Here is a 26,122-nt window from a genome sequence, read left to right as displayed (position 1 = left end):
TGGAAGACAGTTGTCCGGGCGGCTCGACCATGCCTGTTGCCAGCGCACAGCCCGCCCGTGGCTACGGAGGTGTACCGTCAATTCCTCCGGCGGGACTTTCACCCGCTAGAACACGCCGCCTTCGCACGGCGCACCGCAGAGGTCGCAGAGAACTCACCGCTCGCACGGGTTTTCTCTGCGACCTCTGCGTCCTTCTGCGTGATACCGAATCCGGGAATTCAGTCTGTGCACCACGCCGCATCAACCCGACGTCATCCTGAGGCCGCCCACAGCGTAACCAGCGTCTACACAGGAGGTTGCAGGCCGAAGGATCTATCGCCGACTCCGCCGTGATTCGGCGAGATGCACGGATTCTTTCGCGGGGTTCGGTATGAGACCTTTTCTTCAGATCTTCACTCCCACTCGATGGTCGCCGGGGGCTTGGAGCTGATGTCGTAGACGACCCGGTTGATCCCCCGCACCTCGTTGATGATGCGGGTGGAGATGCGGGCCAGGACCTCGTGCGGGAAGGGGTACCAGTCCGCCGTCATCCCGTCGCGGCTGGTGACGGCGCGCAGCGCGCAGACGTTCTCGTACGTCCTGAAATCCCCCATCACCCCCACGCTGCGCACGGGAAGGAGGACGGCGAACGCCTGCCAGATGTCGTCGTACAGCCCCGCCTGGCGGATCTCTTCCAGGTAGATGGCGTCCGCCTGCCGCAGCACGTCCAGGTCGTCGCGGCCGATGGCGCCCAGGACGCGGATGGCCAGCCCCGGCCCGGGGAACGGGTGCCGCCCCACCATCTCCTCCGGCAGCCCCAGCTCGCGCCCCACCTGCCGCACCTCGTCCTTGAACAATTCCCGCAGCGGCTCGATCAGCGCGAACTTCATGTCCTCCTTCAGGCCGCCCACGTTGTGGTGCGTCTTGATGGTGGCCGACGGGCCCTTCACCGACAGGCTCTCGATCACGTCCGGGTAGAGCGTGCCCTGCACCAGGAAGCGCGCGTCCGCGCCGATCCGCGCCGCCGCGTCCTCGAACACGTCGATGAAGGTGTGGCCGATGATCTTCCGCTTCTCCTCGGGATCCTCCACCTCCGCCAGCCGGGTGAGGAAGAGCTCGGAGGCGTCGATCACCTCCAGCTTTATCCCCATGTGCTGCCGGAAGGTGCGCTCCACGCTGTCGCGCTCGCCCAGCCGCAGCAACCCGGTGTCCACGAAGATGCAGGTCAGCCGGTCGCCGATGGCGCGGTGCACCAGCGTCGCGGCGACGGATGAGTCCACGCCGCCGGAAAGGCCGCACACCGCCTGCGCATCGCCCACCAGGTCGCGGACGCGGCGCAGCTCGTTCTCGATGAAGCTTCCCGCGGTCCACGTGGGCTGGCACCCGCACACGCCGAACACGAAGTTCGACACGATGTCGCCGCCGCGCGTGGTGTGCGCCACCTCCACGTGGAACTGCACGCCGTAGATGGGGCGGTCGTCGGCCGCGAAGGCCGCCCACGGCACGCCGTCGCTGCTGGCCAGGAGGTGGAACCCCGGCGGCGGCTGCACCACGTGGTCGCCGTGGCTCATCCACGCCTGCGTCTTCTCCCCCGCGGTGAAGCCGTCGAAGATCCCGTGCGGCTCGCGCACCTCCACCAGCGCGCGCCCGTACTCGCGCTTGCCGTGCTCCACCACGCCGCCCTCCAGGTGGGCGATCAGCTGCATCCCGTAGCACACGCCCAGCACGGGAATGCCCATCCGCAGCAGCCCGGGGTCCGCCGTCGGCCCGTCCGTGTCGTAGACGGAGGATGGTCCGCCGGAGAGCACGATTCCCTTCGGCTGCCACTCGCGGATCCACTCCACGGAACGCGTGGGGGGATGGATCTCGCAGTACACGCGCTCCTCGCGGATCCGCCGCGCGATGAGCTGCGTGAACTGCGAGCCGTAGTCGATGATCAGGATGCGGTTGGGATCCACGGGAGATTCGCCGTCCGGCCGTGCGTCAGGATGATGGGTTCGCGAGGCGGGAAGATACGGCGCGCGGAGGCGCACGAAAACCCGCGCCCGCCACTTCCGCGTCCGTGGAGCCGGTGAGACTGAAAAGGATGAAGTCACACATAGCCAGCGGAGTCAACGGAGGAACTCCGGCGCGCGATGAGTTCTCCGCTGACTCCGTGTGACATTTGCAGTTGCAGGTCGGCGACCGACCTACGGCAGGATCAGCGTCCCGTCGTTGGCGAAGGGGAAGGCGGGGTTCCAGGCGACTTCCCACGGGTGGCCGTCGGGGTCGGCGAAATAGCCGGAGCGGCCGCCCCACTCCGCGTCCGCGGCGGGGGTCAGGATGCGCCCGCCGATGCTGACCGCGCGCTCCAGCGCCGCGTCGACCTCGCCGCGCTCGCGGACGTTGTGCGCCAGCGCGATGCCGCCGAACTCCTTCCACGCGCCGTGGCGGTCGGGGAGACTGGCGTCCGCGGCGAGCAGCGGGCGCGGATAGAGCGCCAGCACCACGCCGCCGGCGCGGAAGAACGCCACCGTCCCCTCCACGCTCGCGCCGGACATCGGCCACCCCAGCCCGTCGCGGTAGAACGCGACCGAGCGCGCCAGGTCCTCCACGCCAAGCGTGACCAGGCTGATCCGCGGTTCCATGGCCCCCTCGTAGTAGTTGAGATAATCAGATCAGCGAGAGAACCCGCCACCGGCCCGAATGCCGGGGTGCAGTCCCGCAGGGACTTCGTGCTGTTGTTGCCCGCGAATTCATTCGCCGGGTGGCGCGGAGCCCGCCCGCCGCCCTAAATCTACCGCAGCCGCTTGGCCATCAGCACCTCGTCGATGTAATCGTCGCCCGCGCGGACGGCGCGCGGCTCGGTGCCGTACGCCTGGAAGCCGTGGCGCTCGTACAGCCGCCGCGCGCGCCCGTTCGGCGCGGCCACGGTGAGGAGGAGCATCTCCACCTCCCGCCGCGCGTCCTCCTCGATCGCGCGGACGATGGCCGATGCGGCGCCGGTGCCACGGGCGTCGGGGCGGAGATACATCCCCCAGAGCAGCCCCTTGTGCCGCAGCTTCTCGCCCGCGAAGCGCGTCCACCCGCCGATCCCCACCAGCGCGCCGGCCGCGAAGGCGCCCACGACGAAGCTGTCCGCCAGCCGCCGCTCCGTCCCGGCGGGCGTGAGCGCCTCCTCGTCCCCCGGCGAGTAGCGGAATTCCATCGGCTGCGTGGCGAATCCCTCGATGCGCAGTGCGCGGTACGCGGCCGCGTCGGCGGGACCGAGCCGCCGGATTTCGATCTCCATCATCCCCTAACCAGACGTTTGCCGGAATCAGGCGGGAGCCCGCCCGGACGGGGTTCCTTCGCAAGACCAGAATTCCGAAAAATCACCTTCCGCACCTCCCTCCCGCCGAGCCGTTCTCATCGTCCAGAATGGCAGCGGCCCGGCGAGGTGTCCAGATTGCGGTTTTCGCAGGCGCGACGGGGAATTTACGTCCCGTCGGATGGGGCGGAAATGGGGCAGCGGAGAACCTTCGATTTCGCCCTTGCGGGCCCGGTTCCGCGGCACCATTTTCGCGTCCTTTCGCAGGCACCCCTCGGACCCTGGCCGGCCACCCGCCCGCCCCCCGGTCCGGCACCCGTTCGCGCCGTACCCGCAGGACCGCTGTGACCACCCGCACCCCGTTCCGGGCGCCGCTCTGCGTTGCGCTCGCCGCGACCCTCTCCGCCTGCTTCAACACCCGTTCGCCCGACACCGACGCGGGCGCCGCCCTGGTCAAACAGCTCGCCGGCGCCGGCGAGGCGCACGCGCAGTCGGCCGCGCCGCCGCGCGCCCCCGCGGCGCTGGCGAGCGACGCCGCGCCGCCGGTGATCCGCGGCATCTACGTGAACGCGTACGCGGCCGGGAACCCCATCACCCGCGGCAAGCTGCTGGCGCTGACCGACAGCACCGAGCTGAACACCTGGGTGGTGGACGTGAAGGACGAGGACGGCGTGCGCTATCCCAGCGCGCTGCCGCTGGCCGTGGAGGCCACGCACGTGCGCAGCATCCCCATCCACAACCTCCGGGCGCTGGTGGACACCATGCGCGCGCACGGCATCCACCCCATCGCGCGCATCGTGGTCTTCAAGGACCCGCGGCTGTCGCGGGCGCGGCCGGACTGGTCCATCCGGCAGCCGGGCGGCGCGCTGTGGAAGGACAAGGTGGGGAACACCTGGGTGAACCCGTGGGACCGGCGGGTGTGGGAGTACGACATCTCCATCGCCGAGGAGGCGGTGCGAGCGGGGTTCCGCGAGGTGCAGTTCGACTACGTACGCTTTCCCGAGGCGTACCGCTCGCTCCCCACGCAGGTGTTCCCGACCGCGGTGGGGAAGAAGGCCGACGCCATCACCGGCTTCCTGACGGAGGCGGGGGAGCGGCTGCACCCGCTGGGCGCGTCAATCACCGCCGACGTGTTCGGGCTGACGATGAGCGACCCGCTGGACGTCGGCATCGGCCAGCAGTGGGAGCGCGTCTCCTCGACCGTGGACCACGTGCTGCCGATGGTGTACCCGTCGCACTACTTCCCCACGCACCTGCCGGGGATCACGCGGCCCAACCGGATGCCGTACGAGACGATCTTCACCGCGGTGGGCGAGGGGGTGATCCGCAACCGGCGGCTGGAGGCGGCGGGGGTGAAGCCGGCGCGCATCGTTCCCTGGCTGCAGGCGTTCACCGCCACCTGGAACGACCGCGCCTTCAAGTACGGCCCGCAGCAGGCGCGCGCGCAGACGCAGGCGCTGTACGACCTGGGCGTGGAGGACTGGATCTTCTGGAACCCCAACTCGCACTACGACGCGGTGTCCGCAGGCTTCGAGCGCGTGGCCGCGAAGCGCGGCAAGGCGTTCACCCCGCCCGCGCACCTGGTGGCGCAGGTGGACGCCTTCGACCGCGAGGGCGCCGCCGCCGCGCGCGCGCAGGTGGCCGCGAACCGACCGGCGACGGGGGGCGCGCCGGGGCAGTAGAAACGAAGAGAACCGAGTCAGACGGAGGTCACGAAACCAGTGGAGAAGCCGCCGCGGTGCGTGATGAGCTCTCCTCCGGCTCCATAGTAAGTTCGCGGTTCGGATCAGGCGGGCGGGCGCTGCGGAATGACGCAGCGCCCGCTCGATTTGTTCGGGCGCTGGCGGCTTTCACGCGTGGACTTCCACCGGGCCGGGACCGGATTAGATTCCGGGCTGAACCTCGTGACGCGCCTTTCATCCAGCGGAGATTCGATGATCGACGTGAAGCAGGCCGTGAAGTCCGCAGAGAGCTACGCGCGGGAGCTCTACCAGAAGGACGAGCTGCGCCATCTGCGGCTGGAAGAGGTAGAGCTGTCCGACGACGGCCGGCAGTGGAAGGTGACGCTCGGCTGGCTGGAGCCGGCCGTTTCGCGGAACGGGCTGATCGTGAACGGCGGCGTGCACCGGCTGCCGCGCGTCTACAAGCGGTTCGAAATCGACGCCGAAACGGGCACCGTGAGCTCGATGAAGATCCGGGATCCGAACTGATGCGCCGGGTCCCGCGAGCCCGGCCGCGCGTGCTGCTGATCGACACCAACCTCTTCCTGGTGCTCGTAGTCGGCTCGCACGACCCCGCACACATCGAGCGGTTCAAGCGCACGCGGGCGTACACGGCGGACGACTACGTTCTCCTCACCACGTTCATCAGCGGCTTCAGCCGGCTGCTCGTGACGCCGAACATCCTCACCGAGGTCAGCAACCTGGCGGGACAGCTGGCCGAGCCGCTCCGCGGCGAGGTGTTCGCCTCGCTCGCGCTGCTGGCGGCGCAGGCGGGCGAGCGGTACTTCCCCAGCCGCGAGGCCGTCCTCGAATCCGGCTTCACGCGCCTGGGGCTCACCGACATCACGGTGCTGCTGGCCGCGCGCGAGCACGTCGCGGTGCTGACCGACGATCTGCCGCTGTATCTGAAGCTCCTGGAGAACCGCGTGTTCGTGGTGAACTTCAATCATCTGCGAGACGAGATCCGGGACTTCTGACCGGCCGCACCGCGCTCCCGGCTTGTCGCCCGGGAACCGGCCGCGCGTGACTTCCGGCATCCCCATGCTCCTCTCCCCCGTGATGGGCGGGAGAACGGAGGATCCGTCGTGGCCACGCCCCGCGCGGACACCCGGCTACATCACCCACGTCACGATCAGGGCGCCCGTCGCGGCGAAGATGACCGCGGTGGTCGTCCACCCCAGAACGTTCATCGCGCGGCCGTTCACGCGCTCGCCCATGATCTCGCGGTTGTTGGTCATCAGCATGATCAGCAGCATCAGCGGCGGGGTGGAGAAGCCCTGCACGATCCCCGCGAAGACCAGCGCCTTCATGGGGTTGAAGCCCAGGAAGTTCATCCCCATGGCCAGCAGCGTGAAGCCGGCGATGGCGGCATAGAACTTCTTCGCCTCGCGCGGGCGGGTGTGGAGCCCGTGCTTCCACCCCAGCGTCTGCGCCAGGTCGTACGCGGCGCCCGTGGTCATGATCGGCACCGCCAGGAACCCCACCCCGATGACCCCCAGCGCGAACAGCACGCCGGCGGCGCTCCCGGCCAGGGGCTGCAGCGCGCGGGCCGCGTCGGCGGCGCTCTCCACATCGTGCTGGCCGGCGCGGTACAGCGTGGCCGAGGTGGAAAGGACGATGAAGTACATCACCAGGTTGGAGAAGCACATCCCGAACAGGATGTCCTTGCGCGTGCGCCGGAGCTCGGCGTCGGTGGTGCCCCTGCGGTCGCTCAGGCGGCGGAGCCCGGTCGCGATCTGCTCCTCGACCTCTTCGTTCGACTGCCAGGTGTAGAGGTAGGCCGAGAGCGTGGTGCCGATCACCGCCACCAGCAGCGACAGGAACTCGCGGTCGAAGCGCAGGGTGGGGATGAAGGTGCCGCGCAGCACCGGCATCAGCTCCGGCCGGGCCAGGATGGCGGCCACGATGTAGGCCAGCAGCGCCAGCGCCAGCCAGCGGAAGACGTTGCGGATGAGCGTGTACGACCCCCACACCTGCAGCGCCAGCACGGCCGCGGTGATGAACACCACGATCACCCCGGCGGGAACCTTCACCAGCAGCCCCACGGCCGCCGCCATCCCGGCGATGTCGGCGCCCGCCTCGATGGTGTTGCCGATCAGCACCGCGACGAGCGACGGGTACAGCACCCACCGCGGAAAGCGCCGCTGGATGACCGCGAACAGCCCCTGCCCCGTCACCTGCCCCAGCTTGGCGGAGAGGTAGACCACCGCGTACATCATCGGCAGCGTGGCGGGGGCCGTCCACAGGAACGACGGGCCCAGCCTGGCGCCCGCGCTGGCGTACGTGCCGATCGCCGACGGGTCGTCGTCGGCCGCGCCGGTGATCAGCCCCAGCCCCAGGGAGCGCAGGAGCCCTTCCCTGCCACGCTCGGCGGCGTGGCTCCCCGGCTGGTGCCGGGACGGCCGCCGCCGCCGCTCGTGGCGGGGCTTCCGGCGCCGCTCGCGCAGCTTTTTCTTCGGTCGCGCCATGGAACCTGGTCGTTCTTTTCCACCCCGCCCCGCGACCCCCGCCGCGGGTACAGGGCGCGCGGCAGGGGCAAGTTCGGGTCCATGCAGTTCGCAGTGTCCGATAGCCGCTCGCGGGCCGCGGGGCGGCTCTCGTCTATCCGGCCGCGAGGGGCTATCTTCCCGCGCCTGCCGGAACGCGGCGGCACCGAGGGAGCGCGCCTGCGGGCGTCCCCACCCACACATCCAGAGCAGGACAGAGCGGCGAGATGATGGAACCCGTGATCCGCGCGGCGGTCGAGCGCGGGGCCAGCGACATCCACGTGAAGGGCGGCGACTTCGTGCGGGCGCGCATCACCGGCAAGCTGATGCCGCTGACCCGGCAGAAGCTCACGCCGGACCAGGCGCGCGCCTTCGCGCTGACCGTGCTTCCCAACGACCGCGTGCGCGAGCAGATCGACAACCTGCAGGACTACGACTGCTCGTGGGGGATCGACGGGCTCACCCGCTTCCGCGTGAACGTGATGCGGCAGCGCGGCAGCTTCAACATCATCCTCCGCGTGATCCCGTACAACGCGCCCACGCTGGAGGGGCTGGGCCTTCCCGAGGTGCTGGCCACCATCGCCGAGGCGGAGCGCGGGCTGATCCTGGTGACCGGGGTCACCGGGTCGGGAAAGAGCAGCACCATGGCGGCCATGCTGCAGCACATGAACAACCACTCGTTCCGCCACATCGTGACGCTCGAGGACCCGATCGAGTTCCTGCACCGCGACAACCAGTGCTCCATCTCGCAGCGCGAGATCGGGTCCGACACCGAGAGCTTCTACAAGGGGCTGCGCGCGGCGCTGCGGCAGGACCCCGACGTGATCCAGATCGGCGAGATGCGCGACGCCGAGACCATCGACATCGCGCTGAAGGCGGCGGAGACCGGGCACCTGGTGATCAGCACGCTGCACACCAAGGACGCCACCAGCACCATCGCGCGGCTCATCTCCGCCTTCCCGGCCGAGGAGCAGCAGACCATCCGCTACCGCCTGGCCGACGCGCTGGAGGCGGTGATCTCGCAGCGCCTGGTTCCCCGGCGCGACCGCAAGGGGCGCGTGGTGGCGGCGGAGATCATGCGCAGCACGGGCGCCATCCAGGACTGCATCCGCGAAGAGGCGAAGACGTCGGAGATCAAGGACTACGTGGCCGCCGGGCGCGACACCTACCAGATGCAGACCTTCGACCAGCACCTGGCCGACCTGGTGCGGCAGGGGGTGCTGGACTTCGGCGTGGCGCGCGCGGCGGCCAGCAACCCGTCGGACTTCGAGCTGCAGGCGCGGCTGAGTGCCGGCGGCGTTCCCGGCAGCGCGCCCGCGGCGGGCGATTCGGACGGCGGGGGGATGGACGGGTTCGTGAGCGGGCCGGGATACTGAGCGCGCGAACCGGCCGAGCTGAAATCTCACGCGGAGACGCGGAGACGCAGAGAACTCACCTCATCTCTCTGCGTCTCCGCGTCTCCGCGTGAGATTGCTTTGGGCGATGCCGGGGTGGGCTGATGCGTCCGCGCTCCATGGATTCCGCCTGAACGTGCAAGATCGATCATCATCCCGCTTAACGTTAGGGTGGAGATGCGCTACTTATACGACGTCACCGGTTGGTTGTGTGGCAACCTGTTTGCATATGCGACCGCCCGGGTACCCGCGACGGGTGCCGACCTCCTCCTGCGCGCCCGTCGTCCGTCTCTAACCCGAAGGAGAGGGAACGATGAAGAAGCACATGCTGAACGTGGACGCCATCACCGTGGAGACGTTCTCGACCGCCGCGCAGCTGCAGGTGGAGGCCGTGGCGAGCACGCTGCGGACCTGCCCGACGCAGGAGATCCTCTGCACGGATCCCCGGTACTGCTGAGCGATCGCCGGGCATGATGACGCGAGGCCGGTTCCCGAGGGGGCCGGCCTCGCTCGTTACGGCCAGTCAGCCGCCCGAACGCGGGGATGCTGCGGATTTCCGGCGGCGCGGCTATATCAATCATCCCGCTGGCGGCATCCACCCCCGGAACGGCACACGCGCCATGCAGATCCGCGCCCGATCGATCCTCATCCCCCTGCTCTTCCTGGTCGTCCGCGGCGCGGCGGCGCAGGAACCGGCGGCGTATCCGGCGCCGGTGGAGGGGGATTTCGTGATGCGCGACTTCGCGTTCGCGAGCGGCGAGCGGCTGCCGGAGCTGCGCATCCACTACCGGACGATCGGGACGCCGGTGCGCGACGCGGACGGCGTCGTCCGCAACGCCGTGCTGGTCCTGCACGGGACCACGGGGAGCGGCGCCAACTTCATCTCCCCCACCTTCGCGGGACGCCTGTTCGGCGCGGGGCAGCTGCTGGACGCGCGGCGCTACTTCATCATCCTGCCGGACGGGATCGGGCACGGGCGCAGCAGCCGGCCCAGCGAGGGGCTGCACATGCGCTTCCCGCGCTACACCTACGACGACATGGTGCGCGCCCAGTACCGCCTCGTCACCGAAGGGCTGCACGTCGATCACCTGCGGCTGGTGATGGGGACGTCGATGGGCGGGATGCACAGCTGGGTGTGGGGCTACACGCACCCGGAGATGATGGACGCGCTGATGCCGCTGGCCAGCGCGCCGGTGCAGATCGCCGGGCGCAACCGGATGATGCGGCGCATGATCGCCGACGCCATCCGCGGCGACCCGGAATGGCGCGGCGGCGAGTACACCGCCCCGCCGCGCGGCCTGGCCGGCGCCGTGCACGTGCTGATGCTGATGACCAGCGCGCCGCTGCAGCAGCAGAAGACCGCGCCCACCCGCGACGCCGCCGACTCGCTGCTCGAGGCGTCGGTCGCGCGGTACGTGCGCACCATCGACGCGAACGACATGCTGTACGCGTTCGACGCCTCGCGCGACTACGATCCGTCGCCGCACCTGGGCGAGATCCGCGCGCCGCTCTTCGCCATCAACTCCGCCGACGACGAGGTGAACCCGCCGGAGCTGGGGATCCTGGAGCGCGAGATCCGCCGCGTGCCGCACGGGCGCTACATCCTGATCCCCACCAGCGACGCCACGCGCGGCCACGGCACGCACTCGCTCCCCGCGGTGTGGGGCGGCTACCTGGCCGAGCTGCTGGCCGCGACGGAGCCGGGCGCGCGGTGACGCCGATCCTGATCGGCACCGCGGGGTGGACGCTGCCGAAGCCGGAGCAGGCGGAGTTCCCGGCGGACGGGAGCCACCTTTCGCGCTACGCGGCGCGCTTTCCGGTGGCGGAGATCAACTCGTCGTTCCATCGCCCGCACCGCGTCTCCACCTGGGCGCGGTGGGCGGACGAGGTGCCGCCCGGCTTCCGCTTCTCCGCCAAGCTCCCGAAGACCATCACCCACCAGCAGAAGCTGGTGGACGTCGAGGCGCTGCTCGACACCTTCCTCGGCGAGGCGGGCGCGCTGGGAGACCGGCTCGCCTGCCTGCTCGTGCAGCTGCCGCCCAGTCTGGAGCTCGATCCGGCGGTGGCGGAGCGGTTCTTCCTCGCGCTGAGGGAGCGGACGGCGGCGGCGGTCGCGTGCGAGCCGCGCCACGCGAGCTGGTTTTCGGGAGATGCGGATGCGCTGCTCGCCGGGCTGGGAGTGGCGCGGGTGGCGGCCGACCCGGCGCGCGTTCCCGCGGCGGCGGAGCCGGGCGGCGCGCGCGACGTCGTCTACCACCGCCTGCACGGCTCGCCGCGGATGTACTACTCGGCGTACGAGGGGGATTTCGTCGCCCGACTGGCCGGCCGGCTGCGCGCGGACGCGGCGGGGGCGCGCGAGGTGTGGTGCATCTTCGACAACACCGCGGCGGGCGCGGCCACGCGAAACGCCCTCGATCTCCTCGGCGTACTGGGAAGCCGGCCCGGAGCTTGAACCGCCGCCGCGCGCGGGCTACGATTCGGCGCGGCGGCCGCATCTCCATCCCCCAACCCTCGCGTCCCCCGTGCCCGAAACCGCCATCGCCAGCGAGGAGATCCGTCCGGCCGCGGGATGGTGGCGGCGGGCGCTCACGACCCTGCGGCTGTGGCGGCAGGTGGCGGAGAGCGAGATGTACGGCGGGATGGGGACGCTGCGGCTGTTGCCGTTCATGGCGCGCTACGCGGCCACCGGCGACGACTGGTCGTACGTGCCCCACCCGGTGCCGCCCTGGGCGTTCGGGCCCGGCTCGGCGCAGGACTTCCGCTGGTACTTCCAGTCCGAGACGCGGGTGCGGGTGCGGAGCGTGAACGAGCTGTGCGAATGGCTGCAGGGGTGCCGCTACGCCGGCGATCCCGACGTGTTCGTGTCCGACGACTTCTGGCAGCACCCGCGCACCTTCGAGCACCTGCGCCTGGGCGACTGCGAGGACCACGCGCTGTGGGCCTGGCGCAAGCTGCGCGAAATCGGCTTTCCCGCGTGGTTCGTGGTGGGGCAGGTGAGCTGGCAGCACGCGGGGGAGGTGAACAAGCACGCCTGGGTGCAGTTCACCCGCGGCGAGGGCGAAGAGGTGGTGCTGGAGGCCGCGGCCAAGCTTGGCGCGCCCATGATCCGCCCCGCGGCCGAGGTCCGCGGCGAGTACCGGCCGCACTTCGCGGTGGAGCACGGGACGTTCCGGACGCGCGTGTACGGCGGCTTCCTGCGCCACGTGGCCTGGTACCGCCACGTGCGCCGCAGGCGGGAATTCTACCGGCGACTGCAGGAGGGGACGGGATGATGGACGGGCGATTCGAGTTCGACGCCGCGGACGTGCTGCGGCTGGTGGAGGAGACGAACGTCGCGGGCGAGCGGATGATGACCGAGGCGCAGCGGTACCTGGCCGCCGGCGTGGACCTCCACTCGCCCGACGCCGAGGTGCCGGACGAGGTGGACCACCCCGGCACCGGCGCGCCGCCGGGGCTCTGGCTGATGAACGACCGCGGCGTGTACCTGCGCAGCAACGCCAGGAAGCGCCCGGCGGACAGCGTGGCGTTCGCGCGCGGCTACCGCGCCGAGGTGCCCGTGGGCGGCGAGCCCATCTGCGAGTTCGTGGACGCCGGCCCGCTGGCCCAGCTCCGCCCGGGCGACACCCTGGTCGTGACCCTCAGCGAGGCCAAGATGCGGCTGTCGCTGATCCGGGCGGAGGGGTAGAGCTCGCGGCCCCGAATGGAATTCGGGGGCAACAAAAGCACGAAGTCGCTCCGCGACTGCTCGCAGCGATCCGGGCTCGTCCGCGGCCTCGTGGCTGGATCGGCTCGCAGTGCGGAGTTCCTGGGGGATGACACCTACGTCGCGTGAACTCAACCTTCCTGGCAAACACCGGCGATGATCGAACGAGAGCGGAGTGACGACGGGATCCTGACGCTGCGGCTGGCGCACGGGAAGGCGAGCGCGATGGACGTGGAGCTGCTCGAGGGGATGATCCGCGAGCTCGACGCGGCCGGCGACGCGCGGGCGGTGATCGTCACCGGCACGGGCTCCATCTTCTCCGCGGGCGTGGACCTGTTCCGGCTCATGGAGGGCGGCGACGCGTACGTGCGGCGCTTCATCCCCCTGCTGCGCGACTTCGTGGTGAAGCTGTTCGCCTTCCCCCGGCCGGTCGTGGTGGCCGCGAACGGGCACGCGATCGCCGGCGGCGGGGTGATGGTGATGGCGGGCGACTACCGGCTGATGGCCGAGGGCAGGGGCCGCCTGGGCGTCCCCGAGCTGCTCGTCGGAGTTCCCTTCCCCGCCGCGGCGCTCGAGGCGGTGCGCTACGCCGTGCCGGGCGACCGCATCCACTCGCTCGTCTTCACCGGCCGCACCTTCGAGCCGCGCGAGGCGCTCGCCGAGCGGCTGGTGGACGAGGTCGTCGCCGCGGACGCGCTGATGGACCGCGCGCGGGAAGTCGCCGCCCAGCTCGCCGCCCTCGCCCCCGACGCCTTCCGGCTGACGAAGGAATACCTCCGCGCCCCGTCGCTGGAGCGCATCCGCGCCTCCGCCGCGTACGACGAGCAGGTGCTGGCCGCGTGGAGCGCCCCCGGGACGCACGCCCGCATCCGCGACTACCTGGAGCGCACGGTGCGGAAGGGGTGACGACATCTTCGAGATCATCGTAGGCCAGGGCCGGCTCCTGTAAGGCTAGCCCTCGACGCTCGTGCTCTTGCCCATTACGAGAGGAGAATCGTTACTGCGGCGTCCGTCCAAAGCGGAACCTGCCCCGCGCAACACTGCGTGGCCTCACTTTCCGCTTTGATGGAGGGTTAGATGAGACGTTCTTTCTACCGATCGATCCTCGGCGTCGTTACCGCTCTGATGCTCCTGTGCACTCAGGGAGCGTTCGCACAGCGGAGGCACGAGTGGGTGGTCAATCCAGCCGCATCGACGGTCCCGGTGACACCCGTCCCTCCAGATTCCGTGCGGGTCCTCCCATCGTCGGCCTTCATTCCATTCAGATGGTATGCGCTGCGGACGCTCTCCCTCGGGTCTCGAACGCCGGAGTCCGTCTCGTCCGGGGAGTTGGCATCGTATATCGATGAAGCCGCTTCGTTCGGTGCGAACAGGCTGATCCTCCGTCCGGCCAGGAACGGCTACGAGGTGGTCGCGGCGCTGATTACCTCCGAACCTCTCCCTGGGCTCGCGCTTCAAATTCGTGAAGACGGTGATTCTCTCGAGTCCACCCCATCCGGCACGACCGGCTCAGGCGGTAGAGCAGGAGGTTCCTCCGCAGAAGGATGTTCGGGCGCGTGCTCAGTGCATGTGCGCGGTTACACACGGCGCGACGGGACGTACGTACGTCCACACACCCGCAACGCTCCTGGTTCGGGGCGACACAAGCCGTAACGCTCCGATTGCTCGCATCGAGAGAGAAAAACAGCCCGTCCCCCACATCTCCGCGGCCCCGCGTGAGACCCGATGTTTACGGATGTTCATGGGGGGCTGACCTTTTCGGGCGAAGTAGTGTATATTTCAAGGTCTTTGCAGGACGGCGAGCTCAGCCGCGAGCCCGCCGTCTTCTTTTGCCAGAATACCACGGAACGCGGCATTCGCGCCCAGATGGGGCGGATTCACCCGTGGTCCATGGGAACATCATGTCTTTCGATACACTCTCGCTCCACCCGTCGCTCCTCCGCGCAGTCCACGATCTGGAGTTCACCAAGCCCACGCCCATCCAGCAGCAGGCGATCCCGCCGGCGCTGGAAGGGCGTGACCTGCTGGCGTGCGCGATGACCGGGAGCGGCAAGACCGCCGCGTTCCTCCTTCCGATCATGAACCACCTGATCGGCAAGCCGCGTGGCACCACGCGGGCGCTGGTGATCTCGCCCACGCGCGAGCTGGCGGCGCAGATCCACGAGCACTTCACCCTGCTCGCCAAGCACACCAACCTGCGCGCCGCGGCCGTGTTCGGCGGCGTGGGGATGAGCCCGCAGGAGCAGGCCTTCCGCCGCGGCGTCGACCTGATCGTCGCCACGCCGGGCCGCCTGCTGGACCACCTGCAGCACCCGTACGCCAAGCTGGACAAGATCGAGGTGCTGGTGCTGGACGAGGCGGACCGGATGCTCGACATGGGCTTCCTTCCCGACATCCGCCGCGTGCTGCGCCAGATCCCCACCGACCGGCAGACGCTGTTCTTCAGCGCCACCATGCCGGACCCGATCGTGAAGCTCTCGCACGAGATGCTGCGCAACCCCGCGGCCATCAACATCGAGCGCAAGGCGGCCCCGGCCACCGGCATCACCCAGGCGGTGTACCCGGTGAAGGAAGACCTGAAGCCGGCGCTGCTCCTGGAGATGCTTCGCCGTGGCGAGGTGAGCCAGGCGATCGTGTTCTGCCGCACCAAGCACCGCTCCAACCGCCTCTTCGAGATCCTGGAGAAGGCGGGGATCCCGGTCGCCCGGATCCACGGCAACCGCAGCCAGAGCGCCCGCACCGACGCGCTGGCCGGCTTCAAGGGCGGCAAGTACCGCATCCTGGTGGCCACCGACATCGTGGCCCGCGGGATCGACGTCGAGGCGCTGGAGCACGTGGTGAACTTCGACGTGCCGCACATGCCGGAGGACTACATCCACCGCGTGGGCCGCACCGCGCGCGCCGACGCGATCGGCGAGGCGTACACGCTGGTGTCGCCCGAAGAGGAGCGCGACCTGAAGGCGATCGAACGCGCGGTGGGCAAGGCGCTGAAGCGCGTGACGGTGGCCGGGTTCGACTACAATGCCCGCGCGGCCGAGCGCTTCGAGGTGCCGATCGGCGAGCGGATCAAGGAGATCCGCGCGCGGAAGGCCACCGAGCGCGAGCGCGCCCGCCAGAAGGCGGACGCGAAGGCGCAGCGCGAGGCCGACGAGGCCGCGCGCCTGTCGGGCCGCGGCTCGCGCCCGGCGCAGCCCGCGCCGCGCCGCCAGGGCGACGACCCGCGCCGCGACAGCTTCGCGCGCGGCGACGGAGGCAGCCAGCCGCGCCAGCAGGAGGGGGGCGGCTCCGGCAGCCGCCGCCGTCGCGGCCGCGGTGGCCGACGCCCGGCCATGCAGGGCTGAGCCCCGGCTCAACCCCGCAGCAGATCGCCCCCGCGCGTCTCCGGACGCGCGGGGGCGATTTTCTTCCCGTGCACACCGGCTGAAGTGCGTGAACGGCGGCATCCTGCCCGCCTGGCCGGCCCCCTCCCCCGGCCCCTCCCCGCTCCGCTGAGGAGGGGAGAACTCAGCGTGACGGAGCCTTCATCGTAACATACGGATGCCGGCGTGGGCCTCGCATCACGCGAAAAGCCGACGCGTGCACCGTCGCCCGTGCGCCACGAATTCCTGTTATCGGGAGGGGGCGAGCGCTCCAAGGCGCGGGGGGAGGGCTCCGCGGCGGGCACCGCGTTGGTCCGAGCACCGATGCCGCGTGGCTCACCTCATCCCCGCTCTCGCCGTTCCCACTTTCGCACTCTCGCACTTTCGCACCTCGTCCGGAACGCCTCTTGCTCCCCGCATCCCCCAACCAGACCCGGGGTGATGACGATGGATGACGACGATCGGCGCAGCAACGTGGCGGGCGCGGAATCCGGCACCGACGCGAGCCCGGCGCCCGAGCCGCGCGAGATGACCGGGCGCGAGAGCGACCTGGCCGCGAAGAGCCTGCGCGCCCGCGACCCGCACAACGAACCCGCCGTGCCGTCCACGGACGGGGAGAAGGACGACGATGTCGACCGGCGGCCCTGATCCGAACCGCGAGGACACGGCCGATCCCGACACCGCGCGCGGCGACTTCGGCAACTCGTCCACGTCGCGGCTGGGGATGCCGAGCATGCTGACGGGGCTGCTGGTGGTGGCCATCGCCATCGCCGTGCTCGCCTTCTTCCTTCTGCGCCGCCCGACCTGACGCGCGGCGATTGAGCGGCGGCCCGCGCTGACGTAACTTCCGGGCGGGCCCTTCGCTTTCCATCCCCATCTCCCTTCCATCTCCCATGAACGCATCCCTGCGCGCCGCGGCCGCGGTGCTGGCGCTGGCGCTGGCCGCTGAAGCGTGCGGGCGCGTGCCGTCGGGCGCGCGGCGGAAGAGCCAGCCCGCCATGCTGGTGCAGCGCATCGGCGGCACGGAGCTGACGGTGCGCTACAACCGCCCGTCGGCGCGCGGGCGGCGGCTGTTCGGCGGCATCGTGCCGTGGGACTCGGTCTGGTGCCCCGGCGCGGACGAGGCGACGCAGCTGAGGACGACCTCGGACCTCGCGATCGGCTCCGCCGTGCTCCCGGGCGGCGCGTACACGCTGTGGATGGTCCCCGACTCCGCGGGCGCGTGGACGGTGATCTTCAGCCGCGCGGCCGACGCGTACCACGTTCCCTACCCCGGCACGCGCCGCGACGCGCTGCGCGTCCGCATCCATCCACGCGCCGCGCCGTACGTGGAGACGCTGGAGTACGCGCTCCCCGTGGCCACGCCCGACAGCGCGGTGCTGGAGATGCGCTGGGGTGACGTCGCCGTTCCCATTCCCTTCCGCCCGCGGTGAGCTCGGGAGAAAACTCTCCGACGAAAGCCGCCCGGGCGCTACATTGGCTGGACCGCAGGTTCCGCAGCGCACCCCTTCCGGAGGTGACGATGGCGAAGGACGGTTCGAAGAGCAGCCAGGCAGGCAGCAGCCAGGCGGGCGGGGCGGCCGCCCGGCCGGGCAAGGCCGCACCGGTCGGCGTGCCGCCCACGACCCCGCACTGCCACTGCGGCCACCCCATGCACCCCGAGCACGTCGAGAAGCGCCGCGGGCTGATGCTGGAACGCTACTGCTGCCCCCGCCGCCGCTGGTGGAACTTCATGCTGCACCCGCACGTGTGGATGCAGCCGCGCGACCCGGTCACCCACCACCACAACTAGCACCGCTGCCGGCCGGCGCCCGCGGGGGACGGCTTCCCCGGCGGGCGTCGTCTGTTTACATTCCGGCGCACCTCGACCCGGTCTCCCACCAAACCGTGATCTCCATGCAGCTGGAAGCTTCGCCCGCGCCCGCGCTCTCGTACACCTTTGCGTGGGACCGCCGGGAGTTCGCGCGCTTCTACCGCGCGCACACCCGCCATGCGCGCCTGGGCGTGGTCGCCAACCTCTGCATCTGGGGGTTCGTGGCGATGACGGCGTTCAACGTGCTCTACACCGCGTACATCGCCGCCACGCGGGGGATCGGCACCGCCGCGGGGATGCTGCCGTGGGTGCTGATGATGGTGGCGTACGTCGCGTACTTCCGCCTCTTCGCGCCGGCGATGGTGGCCCGGCGGTGGGAGAAGCAGAACTGCTGCGCGGCCCATCCCACGACGCGCGAGCTGTCGGACGACGGGCTGCGCATCCACTGCGCGATGCGCGACACGAAGCTGGCGTGGCCCGCGATCCGGCGCGTGGTGGAGACGAAGGAGTTCCTGATCTTCTTCCAGACCGAGCGGTACGCGCACTACCTGCCCAAGCACGCCCTTGGCGGCGCGGCCGAGCTGCAGCGCGTGCGCGGCTTCCTCATCCGCCACACGCCGGTGCAGTCGGAGAAGGGCCTGGCCTGATAGCGGATTCGGAACGAGGCATCCTCCGCAGCCGGAACTGGCTTCCGAGCTGAACAAGCCTCGCGCAGTTTGCGAGGCTTCCCGTAGTTGTTGCTGCGACTTCAGTCGCCGGTGAGCGGCTGCGGCAGAGCATCTCCGCCAGACGGACACGGCAGACAGCGTCTTCGGCAGATGACGATCGGCGCTCGAGAGCCGGCCTCCCGCACGGGGGCCGGCTCTCGGCGTTCGTGCATCGGAATCTTTCATCCGAAAGACGCGACTGAAGTCGCGGCTACGACGGCACGCACTCCGCCCTCGCGGAGTTCGGTGGAGGCACCGGCAGCGGCGCATCTCCTTGCCGTTTCGCGGTTTCCATCGCCCTGCAGCTTCCCGCGATGGCCTTGCCCTTGCATCGCAAGCGGACGTGCAGTATTGTTTTCGGATCTTAGGCGGCCGAGAACCAGAAGCTTAGAAGATAAGGTGAGCAACCCCGCACGGCTTGACGAAACCGACCTGAGGCTGCTTGAGATGCTGCAGCAGCACGGGCGCACCTCGCAGCACGACCTGGCCGTGGCGGTGGGGCTGTCGTCGCCCGCGGTGGGCGAGCGCGTGCGCAAGCTGGAGGAGCGCGGCGTGATCCGGCAGTTCACCGCCGTGGTGGACCCCAAGCTGCTGGGGCGCGACGTGACCGCGTTCATCTTCACCGGCATCGCGGGAAGCCAGTACTACCCCGAGTTCCGGCAGCGCGTGACCGACCACCCCGAGGTGCTGGAGTGCCACTCCGTCACCGGCCAGGGGAGCCACCTGCTGAAGATCCGCACCGACAGCACCAGCACGCTCGAGGGGCTGCTGGCCGAGATCCAGAGCTGGCCGGGCGTGCAGTGGACCACCACGAGCATCGTGCTCAGCACCATCAAGGAGACCGCCGAGCTGGCCGTGGCCTCGCGCCCGGCCGCCGGCTCCTTGCAGGGCAACGGCGCCGCGCGCGGCGCCTGACGGACGCGGACGACAAAACCAGACCACCCTTCACCCCGAACCCGGGAAACCGCAGATGCCCAAGCTCAGCGCACGATTCGACGCCCTCGCGGCCGCCAAGGGGTGGGAGGCCCCGGCCGGCAACGGTGCGTCGGGCCCCAACGGCCGCACCATGACCGACATCGAGTCGATCTTCGGCGAGCACACCTTCGGCCTGGCCGAGATGCGCGCCCGGCTTCCCAAGCAGATCTACAAGGCGCTTCAGCGCACCGTGCAGAAGGGCGAGCCGCTCGACCCCTCGGTCGCCGACGCCGTCGCGCTGGCGATGAAGGAATGGGCGGTGGAGAAGGGCGCCAGCCACTACACGCACTGGTTCCAGCCGCTCACCGGGAGCACGGCCGAGAAGCACGACTCGTTCATCACGCCCAACAAGGGCGGTGGCGCCGTGGCCGAGTTCACCGGCAAGGAGCTGATCCAGGGCGAGCCCGACGCGTCCAGCTTCCCCAGCGGCGGGCTGCGGGCGACCTTCGAGGCGCGCGGCTACACCGCGTGGGACCCGACCAGCCCCGCGTTCATCGTGGAGACGCCGGCCGGGTGCTACCTGTCGATCCCCACGGCGTTCGCGAGCTGGACCGGCGAGGCACTGGACACCAAGATCCCGCTGCTGCGCTCCATCAACGCGCTGGACGTGCAGGCCCGCCGCGCGCTGAAGCTGTTCGGCGTCGACACGCCGCGGGTGACGGCCACGTGCGGCCCCGAGCAGGAGTTCTTCCTGATCGACCAGGAGTTCTTCTACCGCCGCCCCGACCTGGTGACCACCGGGCGCACGCTCTTCGGCGCCAAGCCGCCGCGCGGGCAGGAGATGGAGGACCACTACTTCGGCGCCATCCCCGACCGGGTGCTGGCGTTCATGATGGAGGTGGAGCGGGAGCTGTACCGCCTGGGCGTGCCGGTGAAGACGCGGCACAACGAGGTGGCGCCGGGGCAGTTCGAGATGGCGCCCATCTACGAGAACGCCAATCTGGCCGCCGACCACCAGCAGCTGATGATGCTCACGCTGCGGCGCGTGGCGCGGAAGTACGGGATGGCCTGCCTGCTGGCCGAGAAGCCCTTCGCGGGGGTGAACGGGAGCGGCAAGCACCTGAACTGGTCGCTGGGCACCGACAGCGCCAACCTGCTGGAGCCGGGCGACACGCCGCACGACAACATGCAGTTCCTGTTCTTCTGCACCGCCGTGCTGCGCGCGGTGGACCGGCACCAGGACCTGATCCGCGCGTCGGTGGCCTACGCGGGGAACGACCACCGCCTGGGCGCCAACGAGGCGCCGCCGGCCATCATCTCGGTGTTCCTGGGCGACCAGCTGACCGACGTGCTGGAGCAGATCGAGCAGCACGGATCGGCGGCCAGCAGCAAGGAGGGCGGGCTGCTGGGCTTCGGCGCGCCGGTGCTGCCGCACATCCCGCAGCACGCGGGCGACCGCAACCGCACCAGCCCGTTCGCCTTCACCGGCAACAAGTTCGAGTTCCGGGCGCTGGGGTCCAGCCAGTCGGTCTCCTTCCCGGCCACGGTGCTGAACACCATCATGGCCGAGAGCCTGGACGAGATGTGCACCGCGCTCGAGGGCGAGCTGGCGGGCGGCAAGGGCTTCGAGGAGGCGCTGTCGAAGCTGCTGGCCGAGGAGATCCGGCGGGTGAAGCGGATCGTGTTCAACGGCGACGGCTACAGCGACGGGTGGCAGGACGAGGCGGCGCGGCGCGGGCTGCTGAACCACAAGACCACGCTGGAGGCGCTGGAGACGCTGCACGACGAGAAGAACGCCGGGATGTTCGAGAAGTACGGCGTGCTCAGCCACCGCGAGCTGGAAAGCCGCATCGAGGTGGCGTACGACCAGTACTTCAAGACGGTGAACATCGAGGGCGAGACGGCGGAGCACATCGCCAGCACCATGATCCTGCCGGCCGCCGTGCGCTACCTGAACGACCTGCTGGCCGCGGCGGACCGCGGCAAGGGGCTGGGCATCGCCAGCAACGGCATCATGGCGACGATCCAGAAGGTGAGCGCGCTGGTGGACGAGCTGCGCGGCGGGCTGGACGAGCTGACGCGGCAGAACGAGGAGCTGGGCGGCGACACGGTGGAGAGCAAGAGCTACCACATGCGCGACCACGTCATCCCCGCGATGACCACAGTCCGGGGCGCCGTGGACCGCCTGGAGAAGGTCGTCCCCGACGACTACTGGCCGCTCCCCACCTACCGCGACATGCTCTTCATCAAGTGACGCGGTAGCAGGGCGAGGTGGATGGAAAAGCGAAGGGCCGCTCCCGAGGTCCGGGGGCGGCCCTTTTAGTGACGGACACACCGACAAACAAACCGTGATTTTGCTCAGAACACCTTAACTCACATCCAAATTGTCTTGCATCGGTTGCGCTTCTGGTACCTCCTGAATTGCGGATGCTGATACAACCTCCACGTCGTTCGGCTTAATCAACCCCTGGCTCAGCATACGCTGATATATTCCGTCGTAGGTCTGACCCTCCAGAAGGCCGCCGACGATAATTCCTCGTCGAAGACGATTTACCCGGTCGTTAGAAGCTTGAAGCGCCGCCTTATAATATATAGACGGAAGCGTACTCCCGTCAGCACTTGAGCGCTCCACAGCAGAATAGAACGACGTCAGCACGTCTACCGCAAAGCTCGGTTGCAAATTTGGGCTGGTTTCCGAGAGGCAGCGATCAGTCTCAGCGATGAGCGTAAACAAATCAGCTTTCTTCCATGCGCGCGACCTGTTGTCAAACCCACACTCGTCGATAAAGCTGAACGTCCGCTGGATTCGATCATCTGTTTCATCTTCTATCGAAAACTCGTCGTTATAGCGAGAAAGAAGTTCCTCCAGCGCATCATCACGGTTGAAATACCCGACTAGAAGGGTGCATATGACCGTTAAAGCGAACCTTAAGTCACCCATTCGCTTGTAATCAACAGACGTGAAAACGTCATGTAGCTTAAAGAACTCACTTTCCGCTACTCTACCGGCATACTGCTTCAATGCACCAGCATAAACCGCGTTATTAATCTCAATATCGGTCAGTGAGTACTTAGTGGCGTTGATCCGCTTAAATACCTCGACGATCATGGCGCGACTCACAGCACCAAGATCTCTAACCGCGACATCGTATTGTAGAAAGGCAAGCTTTTCATCCTCAGTTAACCCTTTGTATGAGGACGTATCAACGAGCTTTAGATCAGGATCCGCCTCAAAGTACTGGATGAGCGTACTGACCCGCTGAAGTCCGTCTACGAGCAACTGCGTTCCTGCCCCCGTTTGTAGATCAACGTCTCCATCAGCGACATAGATCTCCGGAAACGGGAGCCCGCGTAGAACGGTATCAAGGAAGCGATCCTTGTCCTTGTGTGTCCAGACCAGCCTTCGCTGGAATTCGGGACGTGGGATGAGCTTTCCCTCTCGAACGAGGCTAATCAGTTCCCTAACTTTTTTGTTCGTCGCAGCTGTTCTCACTTGGCAAGCTCCAAGGCTAGGCGGCAGTCGGTGACAGCCCGAGTCTGGTACCCGGTAAGATCCTGAACCGAGTGGAAAAGTGCGCCTCGTACGCGGTGTCTATTGAACCGTGCTTCGCGTGAGAGGCTGTAAAACAAGTCCCACCACATGTCGCACCTGGGTAATCGTGCACGTGGAAAGTGATCCGGTCTCAACCAACCGTGAACCAAGTAGTGACCGAGGTTTCCTGAGTTCCATGGTAACAGACTCGAGGAAACGGATCTATACGCGTATGCCGAGAGTTCGGCCCAAATGGCATCGAAAATTGCCGGACAGACTACTGCCACGTCTATATCCGATTCCGCTCTAAAGGGGCGGAAGCGCGGCAACACGGGGGCATCTCCCCGTCGTTTTTCCGTGATGGAGAAGCCCAACTTCGCCGACCCGACTATCCAGATTTCTATAGTTGTGGCTTCTACTCCGTACGATTCTCCCAAACGCTGCTTGATATAATTACGATCGTCTTCTGGTACGTGAAGAGCAGTGTCAGCTAATATCACCTCCTGCACAACTTCCTCTACCGAAGACGCGACCAGTCTCTCCGTAAATTCTTCGACTCTCATTCACACATTTCCAATTGGGACGTGGTACTGCCTAGATCCCGCGGCTGCAGTCGAAGCCGCATCTCTTAATCTTCTTTCGCCAATCCTGACATCATCAACTCGTCGCGGAGGTGGTTGAGGTGGGTGGTGAATACGGCGTCTTCCTCGACCTCGGCGCGGCCGTCGGCGGCGAGCATGGCGAGGGCCAGGCCGCTGAGCGCCGTCACCACCTGCTCGGCGTTGCGGGTGCCGCGGGCGCGGTCCATGGCGATGACGGCACGCAGGAACGGCGGCGTGGTGAGGAGAAAGTCCTCCACCGCGTCGGGATCGTCGGCGATGCGGACGGCGTCGCGCACGGACGTCATCAGCTCGTTGTCCGACGCCTGCGTGCCGGTGGCGGCGGCGCAGATCTGCTGGAAGATGCGCATCTCGTGCGGGCTGACGTCGTTGTCGCCGCCCACCATGAGGCCCAGGTAGCGGGTGAGGTGGCGCGCGGCGTCGTCCTTCGCGGCGCCCTCGCCGGTCCAGTAGCCCTCGGACTGCGCGTTGTCGGCGGCCTGCACGATGAGGGCGGACAGCTCGCCCGGCTGCAGATGTATGCTGTGGCTCATGGGAAGATTCCGAGGATCGGGTGGTGATCGGGACGGGGTGATCCGGCTCGCCGCAACGTGCCACGCGCGGGTGCCGGTCGCAAGGTGCCGCGGCCGGGGAGAGGTTGGAATCCGCATCCCCCGATGTTACCGTTCGTCCCCATGAAAACCCGCGGACGAGAAGCCGGATCCATCGCGGCGGAGGCGCTGGTGACGCTCCGCTTCGCCATCAAGCGCGACGGAACGCCGGTGCTGAGCGTCACCCGGCGCGACGGCACGGTGGCGTGGCAGCGGCAGAGCTTCTTCTTCCCCCTGCACGACCTGACGCACTACGCGGTCGAGACGGTGCTGGGGCTGCGGCAGGCGTTCTGGGGGATGATGGCCGACGGATGGGAGTTCGCGGACTTCGGCACGCCGTGGCCGCGCGGCCCGATGCCGAACCTGCCCGAGGCGCTGCTGGCCGAGGTGATCGCCGGCTGGTTCGACACCACGCGCGCGAGCGGAGCCGAGCCCGAAGCGGCAGATCTCAATCCCCACGTCGCCCAGGTTTTCGCGCAGCACGGCCTCCCCGCCCCGCGCGCCGTCACCGACGACGAGTTCGCGCGGATCTGCGCGCTGCGCGCCGACCTGGCCGCGCGGTGGCATGCGCTCGCGCCGGGTGAGGCGATGGAGCTGGCGTTCACGGTGGGTGACGGCGGGCGGCGGGATGATCAGCGGTTGTGAGGCGACGGGCGGGCGGCGGGCGGCGATGTGAGGAAAAATGCGACTGAAGTCGCGGCTACAACTGCACACTGTCCGCCTTCGCGGACATCAACGGCCGGCATCCGCGCGGGAGCGGATACCGGCCGTTTCCGTTACGCACTCAGCACTCAGCACTCAGCACTCCTCGTACTTCCGTACTCCCGTACTTTCGTACTTCTCCCCCGCACCCTCGCACTTTCGCACTCTCGCGCTTAGTTTCGCGCCCCATGGCAACCTTCCAGGCACTACCGGGGTTCCGGGACTTCTACCCGGACGATTTCGCCGTTCGCGCGCACATCTTCGCCACCTGGCGCGAGGTGGCGCGGCGCTACGGCTTCCAGGAGTACGACGGGCCCCCGCTGGAGCCGCTCGAGCTGTACATCGAGAAGAGCGGGCCCGAGATCGTGCAGCAGCTCTACAACTTCAAGGACAAAGGCGACCGCGAGGTGGCGCTGCGCCCGGAGATGACGCCCACGCTGGCGCGGATGGCCGGCGCGCGCGCGGGCGGGCTGCGCAAGCCGATCAAGTGGTTCACCATCCCCCAGCTCTTCCGCTACGAGCGGCAGCAGCGCGGGCGCCTGCGCGAGCACTTCCAGCTGAACCTGGACATCCTGGGCGAAGAAGACGTCTCCGCCGACGCCGAGCTGCTGGCGGCGGCCATCGACATGCTGCGCGCCTTCGGCCTCACGTCGCAGGACTTCGTCGCGCGCGTCTCAGACCGGCGGCTGCTGCGCGCGCTGCTGCTACACGCCGGTATCCCCGAGGACCAGCTGGTGCTCGTCTACAACATCGTCGACAAGCTGGAGCGGGAGACGCGCGAGGGGATGATCAAGCGCCTCACCGGCGAGGCCGGCGTCACCGCCGAGGTCGCCGAGGCAGTGCTCGCCATCTTCCAGCACCGCGACTTCGACGCGGTGAGCGCGGCGTACGGGCAGACCGAGGGCGTGGCGCCCGAGATCGAGCGGATGGCCGGCTATTTCGGGCAGCTCAGGGCGATGGGGCTGGGCGATTTCGTGCGCTTCGACCTGTCGATCGTGCGCGGGCTGGCGTACTACACGGGGATCGTCTTCGAGCTGTTCGACGCGCGCGGTGAGCTGCGCGCCATCTGCGGCGGCGGGCGCTACGACAACCTGCTGGCGCAGGTGGGCGGGGTGCAGCTTCCCGCGCTGGGCTTCGGGATGGGCGACGTGGTGCTCAAGGAGCTGCTGACGGACCGCGGCCTGCTTCCCGAGACGCGCCCGTCGCTGGACTACTACGTGATCGCGCCCGCCGAGCAGCGCGCGGAGCTGCTGTCCATCGTCCACCGCCTGCGCGACGGCGGCGCGTCCGTGGACTACGGCTACAAGCCGCA

At 68.8% G+C, this 26,122-nt stretch carries 26 protein-coding genes; 20 read left to right on the top strand and 6 right to left on the bottom strand.

Annotation, left to right across the window (positions count from 1 at the left end; translation table 11 throughout):
* Nucleotides 1-392 precede the first annotated feature (392 nt).
* The 3 genes from guaA to VLK66_RS12520 all read right to left on the bottom strand — a co-directional run bounded on the left by guaA (nt 393) and on the right by VLK66_RS12520 (nt 3,253).
* Nucleotides 393-1,937: a glutamine-hydrolyzing GMP synthase gene (guaA, locus tag VLK66_RS12530; RefSeq protein ID WP_325309765.1), complete on the bottom strand. Its 1,545-nt coding sequence runs from the start codon at nt 1,935-1,937 to the stop codon at nt 393-395.
* A 231-nt stretch (nt 1,938-2,168) separates the two neighbouring features.
* Nucleotides 2,169-2,606: a VOC family protein gene (locus VLK66_RS12525; RefSeq protein WP_325309764.1), complete on the bottom strand. Its 438-nt coding sequence runs from the start codon at nt 2,604-2,606 to the stop codon at nt 2,169-2,171.
* Between the two features lie 149 nt (nt 2,607-2,755).
* Nucleotides 2,756-3,253: a GNAT family N-acetyltransferase gene (locus VLK66_RS12520; RefSeq protein WP_325309763.1), complete on the bottom strand. Its 498-nt coding sequence runs from the start codon at nt 3,251-3,253 to the stop codon at nt 2,756-2,758.
* Nucleotides 3,254-3,612: 359 nt separating this feature from the next.
* Here VLK66_RS12520 and VLK66_RS12515 point away from each other — a divergent pair, with 359 nt between their 5' ends.
* From VLK66_RS12515 to VLK66_RS12505, 3 genes are all read left to right on the top strand, one after another.
* Complete coding sequence (locus VLK66_RS12515; RefSeq protein WP_325309762.1) at nt 3,613-4,950, top strand: putative glycoside hydrolase; 1,338 nt, start codon at nt 3,613-3,615, stop codon at nt 4,948-4,950.
* Between the two features lie 252 nt (nt 4,951-5,202).
* The gene (locus VLK66_RS12510; RefSeq protein ID WP_325309761.1) at nt 5,203-5,478 is read left to right on the top strand and encodes a hypothetical protein; all 276 of its coding nucleotides are present in this window, start codon (nt 5,203-5,205) and stop codon (nt 5,476-5,478) included.
* The gene (locus VLK66_RS12505; protein WP_325309760.1) at nt 5,478-5,966 is read left to right on the top strand and encodes a PIN domain-containing protein; all 489 of its coding nucleotides are present in this window, start codon (nt 5,478-5,480) and stop codon (nt 5,964-5,966) included. Before VLK66_RS12510 ends, VLK66_RS12505 begins: the two co-directional genes overlap by 1 nt.
* Before the next feature lie 135 nt (nt 5,967-6,101).
* Here VLK66_RS12505 and VLK66_RS12500 read toward each other — a convergent pair whose 3' ends face one another.
* On the bottom strand, nt 6,102-7,457 hold the full coding sequence (locus tag VLK66_RS12500) for a divalent metal cation transporter (protein ID WP_325309759.1): 1,356 nt from the start codon (nt 7,455-7,457) through the stop codon (nt 6,102-6,104).
* A 245-nt stretch (nt 7,458-7,702) separates the two neighbouring features.
* Between VLK66_RS12500 and VLK66_RS12495 the strand changes: the two genes are divergently transcribed.
* The 15 genes from VLK66_RS12495 (at nt 7,703) to VLK66_RS12425 (ending at nt 21,620) form a co-directional block, all read left to right on the top strand.
* Nucleotides 7,703-8,851 (top strand): PilT/PilU family type 4a pilus ATPase, encoded by a 1,149-nt coding sequence (locus VLK66_RS12495; protein ID WP_325309758.1) that lies wholly within the window; start codon nt 7,703-7,705, stop codon nt 8,849-8,851.
* A 331-nt stretch (nt 8,852-9,182) separates the two neighbouring features.
* Nucleotides 9,183-9,326, top strand: a complete 144-nt coding sequence (locus VLK66_RS12490) for a hypothetical protein (protein WP_325309757.1) — start codon at nt 9,183-9,185, stop codon at nt 9,324-9,326.
* A gap of 163 nt (nt 9,327-9,489) precedes the next feature.
* On the top strand, nt 9,490-10,584 hold the full coding sequence (locus tag VLK66_RS12485) for an alpha/beta fold hydrolase (RefSeq protein WP_325309756.1): 1,095 nt from the start codon (nt 9,490-9,492) through the stop codon (nt 10,582-10,584).
* Entirely contained in the window at nt 10,581-11,321 is a 741-nt protein-coding gene (locus VLK66_RS12480) for a DUF72 domain-containing protein (protein WP_325309755.1), read from the top strand. Before VLK66_RS12485 ends, VLK66_RS12480 begins: the two co-directional genes overlap by 4 nt.
* Before the next feature lie 70 nt (nt 11,322-11,391).
* Nucleotides 11,392-12,141 (top strand): transglutaminase domain-containing protein, encoded by a 750-nt coding sequence (locus VLK66_RS12475; protein WP_325309754.1) that lies wholly within the window; start codon nt 11,392-11,394, stop codon nt 12,139-12,141.
* Nucleotides 12,138-12,554, top strand: coding sequence for a hypothetical protein (locus VLK66_RS12470; protein ID WP_325309753.1), 417 nt, complete (start codon nt 12,138-12,140; stop codon nt 12,552-12,554). Before VLK66_RS12475 ends, VLK66_RS12470 begins: the two co-directional genes overlap by 4 nt.
* A gap of 174 nt (nt 12,555-12,728) precedes the next feature.
* Complete coding sequence (locus VLK66_RS12465; RefSeq protein ID WP_325309752.1) at nt 12,729-13,478, top strand: enoyl-CoA hydratase/isomerase family protein; 750 nt, start codon at nt 12,729-12,731, stop codon at nt 13,476-13,478.
* Between the two features lie 995 nt (nt 13,479-14,473).
* Nucleotides 14,474-15,913 (top strand): DEAD/DEAH box helicase, encoded by a 1,440-nt coding sequence (locus VLK66_RS12460; protein WP_325309751.1) that lies wholly within the window; start codon nt 14,474-14,476, stop codon nt 15,911-15,913.
* Nucleotides 15,914-16,378: 465 nt separating this feature from the next.
* A complete protein-coding gene (locus tag VLK66_RS12455; RefSeq protein WP_325309750.1) occupies nt 16,379-16,579 on the top strand; it encodes a hypothetical protein in 201 nt (66 codons plus the stop codon).
* Nucleotides 16,560-16,739 (top strand): hypothetical protein, encoded by a 180-nt coding sequence (locus VLK66_RS12450; protein WP_325309749.1) that lies wholly within the window; start codon nt 16,560-16,562, stop codon nt 16,737-16,739. The genes VLK66_RS12455 and VLK66_RS12450 overlap by 20 nt, the downstream gene beginning before the upstream one ends.
* An 85-nt stretch (nt 16,740-16,824) precedes the next feature.
* A complete protein-coding gene (locus tag VLK66_RS12445) occupies nt 16,825-17,364 on the top strand; it encodes a DUF2911 domain-containing protein (RefSeq protein WP_325309748.1) in 540 nt (179 codons plus the stop codon).
* Between the two features lie 89 nt (nt 17,365-17,453).
* Complete coding sequence (locus tag VLK66_RS12440) at nt 17,454-17,723, top strand: hypothetical protein (RefSeq protein WP_325309747.1); 270 nt, start codon at nt 17,454-17,456, stop codon at nt 17,721-17,723.
* A 104-nt stretch (nt 17,724-17,827) separates the two neighbouring features.
* Nucleotides 17,828-18,391, top strand: a complete 564-nt coding sequence (locus VLK66_RS12435) for a YcxB family protein (RefSeq protein ID WP_325309746.1) — start codon at nt 17,828-17,830, stop codon at nt 18,389-18,391.
* 459 nt (nt 18,392-18,850) lie between these two features.
* The gene (locus VLK66_RS12430) at nt 18,851-19,366 is read left to right on the top strand and encodes an Lrp/AsnC family transcriptional regulator (protein ID WP_325309745.1); all 516 of its coding nucleotides are present in this window, start codon (nt 18,851-18,853) and stop codon (nt 19,364-19,366) included.
* 55 nt (nt 19,367-19,421) lie between these two features.
* A complete protein-coding gene (locus VLK66_RS12425) occupies nt 19,422-21,620 on the top strand; it encodes a glutamine synthetase III (protein WP_325309744.1) in 2,199 nt (732 codons plus the stop codon).
* A 114-nt stretch (nt 21,621-21,734) separates the two neighbouring features.
* On the opposite strand, the gene VLK66_RS12420 is transcribed toward VLK66_RS12425, so the two are convergent.
* Both VLK66_RS12420 and VLK66_RS12415 read right to left on the bottom strand, forming a co-directional pair.
* On the bottom strand, nt 21,735-22,859 hold the full coding sequence (locus VLK66_RS12420; RefSeq protein WP_325309743.1) for a DUF262 domain-containing protein: 1,125 nt from the start codon (nt 22,857-22,859) through the stop codon (nt 21,735-21,737).
* 667 nt (nt 22,860-23,526) lie between these two features.
* The gene (locus VLK66_RS12415; RefSeq protein WP_325309742.1) at nt 23,527-24,051 is read right to left on the bottom strand and encodes a hypothetical protein; all 525 of its coding nucleotides are present in this window, start codon (nt 24,049-24,051) and stop codon (nt 23,527-23,529) included.
* Between the two features lie 189 nt (nt 24,052-24,240).
* Here VLK66_RS12415 and VLK66_RS12410 point away from each other — a divergent pair, with 189 nt between their 5' ends.
* Complete coding sequence (locus VLK66_RS12410) at nt 24,241-24,753, top strand: hypothetical protein (protein ID WP_325309741.1); 513 nt, start codon at nt 24,241-24,243, stop codon at nt 24,751-24,753.
* A 245-nt stretch (nt 24,754-24,998) separates the two neighbouring features.
* The coding region (locus tag VLK66_RS12405; protein WP_325309740.1) for an ATP phosphoribosyltransferase regulatory subunit at nt 24,999-26,122 on the top strand (1,124 nt) is incomplete at its 3' end.

Origin of the sequence: Longimicrobium sp., from assembly GCF_035474595.1 — a bacterium.
Lineage (GTDB): Bacteria > Gemmatimonadota > Gemmatimonadetes > Longimicrobiales > Longimicrobiaceae > Longimicrobium.
This window is presented reverse-complemented; position numbering and strand designations above follow the sequence as displayed.

Bases quoted from the DNA above. Each gene is read 5' to 3' on its own strand.
- VLK66_RS12525 (WP_325309764.1), bottom strand. From the start codon at position 2,606: ATGGAACCGCGGATCAGCCTGGTCACGCTTGGCGTGGAGGACCTGGCG.
- VLK66_RS12520 (WP_325309763.1), bottom strand. From the start codon at position 3,253: ATGATGGAGATCGAAATCCGGCGGCTCGGTCCCGCCGACGCGGCCGCG.
- VLK66_RS12510 (WP_325309761.1), top strand. From the start codon at position 5,203: ATGATCGACGTGAAGCAGGCCGTGAAGTCCGCAGAGAGCTACGCGCGG.
- VLK66_RS12505 (WP_325309760.1), top strand. From the start codon at position 5,478: ATGCGCCGGGTCCCGCGAGCCCGGCCGCGCGTGCTGCTGATCGACACC.
- VLK66_RS12500 (WP_325309759.1), bottom strand. From the start codon at position 7,457: ATGGCGCGACCGAAGAAAAAGCTGCGCGAGCGGCGCCGGAAGCCCCGC.
- VLK66_RS12495 (WP_325309758.1), top strand. From the start codon at position 7,703: ATGATGGAACCCGTGATCCGCGCGGCGGTCGAGCGCGGGGCCAGCGAC.
- VLK66_RS12490 (WP_325309757.1), top strand. From the start codon at position 9,183: ATGAAGAAGCACATGCTGAACGTGGACGCCATCACCGTGGAGACGTTC.
- VLK66_RS12485 (WP_325309756.1), top strand. From the start codon at position 9,490: ATGCAGATCCGCGCCCGATCGATCCTCATCCCCCTGCTCTTCCTGGTC.
- VLK66_RS12470 (WP_325309753.1), top strand. From the start codon at position 12,138: ATGATGGACGGGCGATTCGAGTTCGACGCCGCGGACGTGCTGCGGCTG.
- VLK66_RS12465 (WP_325309752.1), top strand. From the start codon at position 12,729: ATGATCGAACGAGAGCGGAGTGACGACGGGATCCTGACGCTGCGGCTG.
- VLK66_RS12460 (WP_325309751.1), top strand. From the start codon at position 14,474: ATGTCTTTCGATACACTCTCGCTCCACCCGTCGCTCCTCCGCGCAGTC.
- VLK66_RS12455 (WP_325309750.1), top strand. From the start codon at position 16,379: ATGGATGACGACGATCGGCGCAGCAACGTGGCGGGCGCGGAATCCGGC.
- VLK66_RS12450 (WP_325309749.1), top strand. From the start codon at position 16,560: ATGTCGACCGGCGGCCCTGATCCGAACCGCGAGGACACGGCCGATCCC.
- VLK66_RS12445 (WP_325309748.1), top strand. From the start codon at position 16,825: ATGAACGCATCCCTGCGCGCCGCGGCCGCGGTGCTGGCGCTGGCGCTG.
- VLK66_RS12440 (WP_325309747.1), top strand. From the start codon at position 17,454: ATGGCGAAGGACGGTTCGAAGAGCAGCCAGGCAGGCAGCAGCCAGGCG.
- VLK66_RS12435 (WP_325309746.1), top strand. From the start codon at position 17,828: ATGCAGCTGGAAGCTTCGCCCGCGCCCGCGCTCTCGTACACCTTTGCG.
- VLK66_RS12425 (WP_325309744.1), top strand. From the start codon at position 19,422: ATGCCCAAGCTCAGCGCACGATTCGACGCCCTCGCGGCCGCCAAGGGG.
- VLK66_RS12415 (WP_325309742.1), bottom strand. From the start codon at position 24,051: ATGAGCCACAGCATACATCTGCAGCCGGGCGAGCTGTCCGCCCTCATC.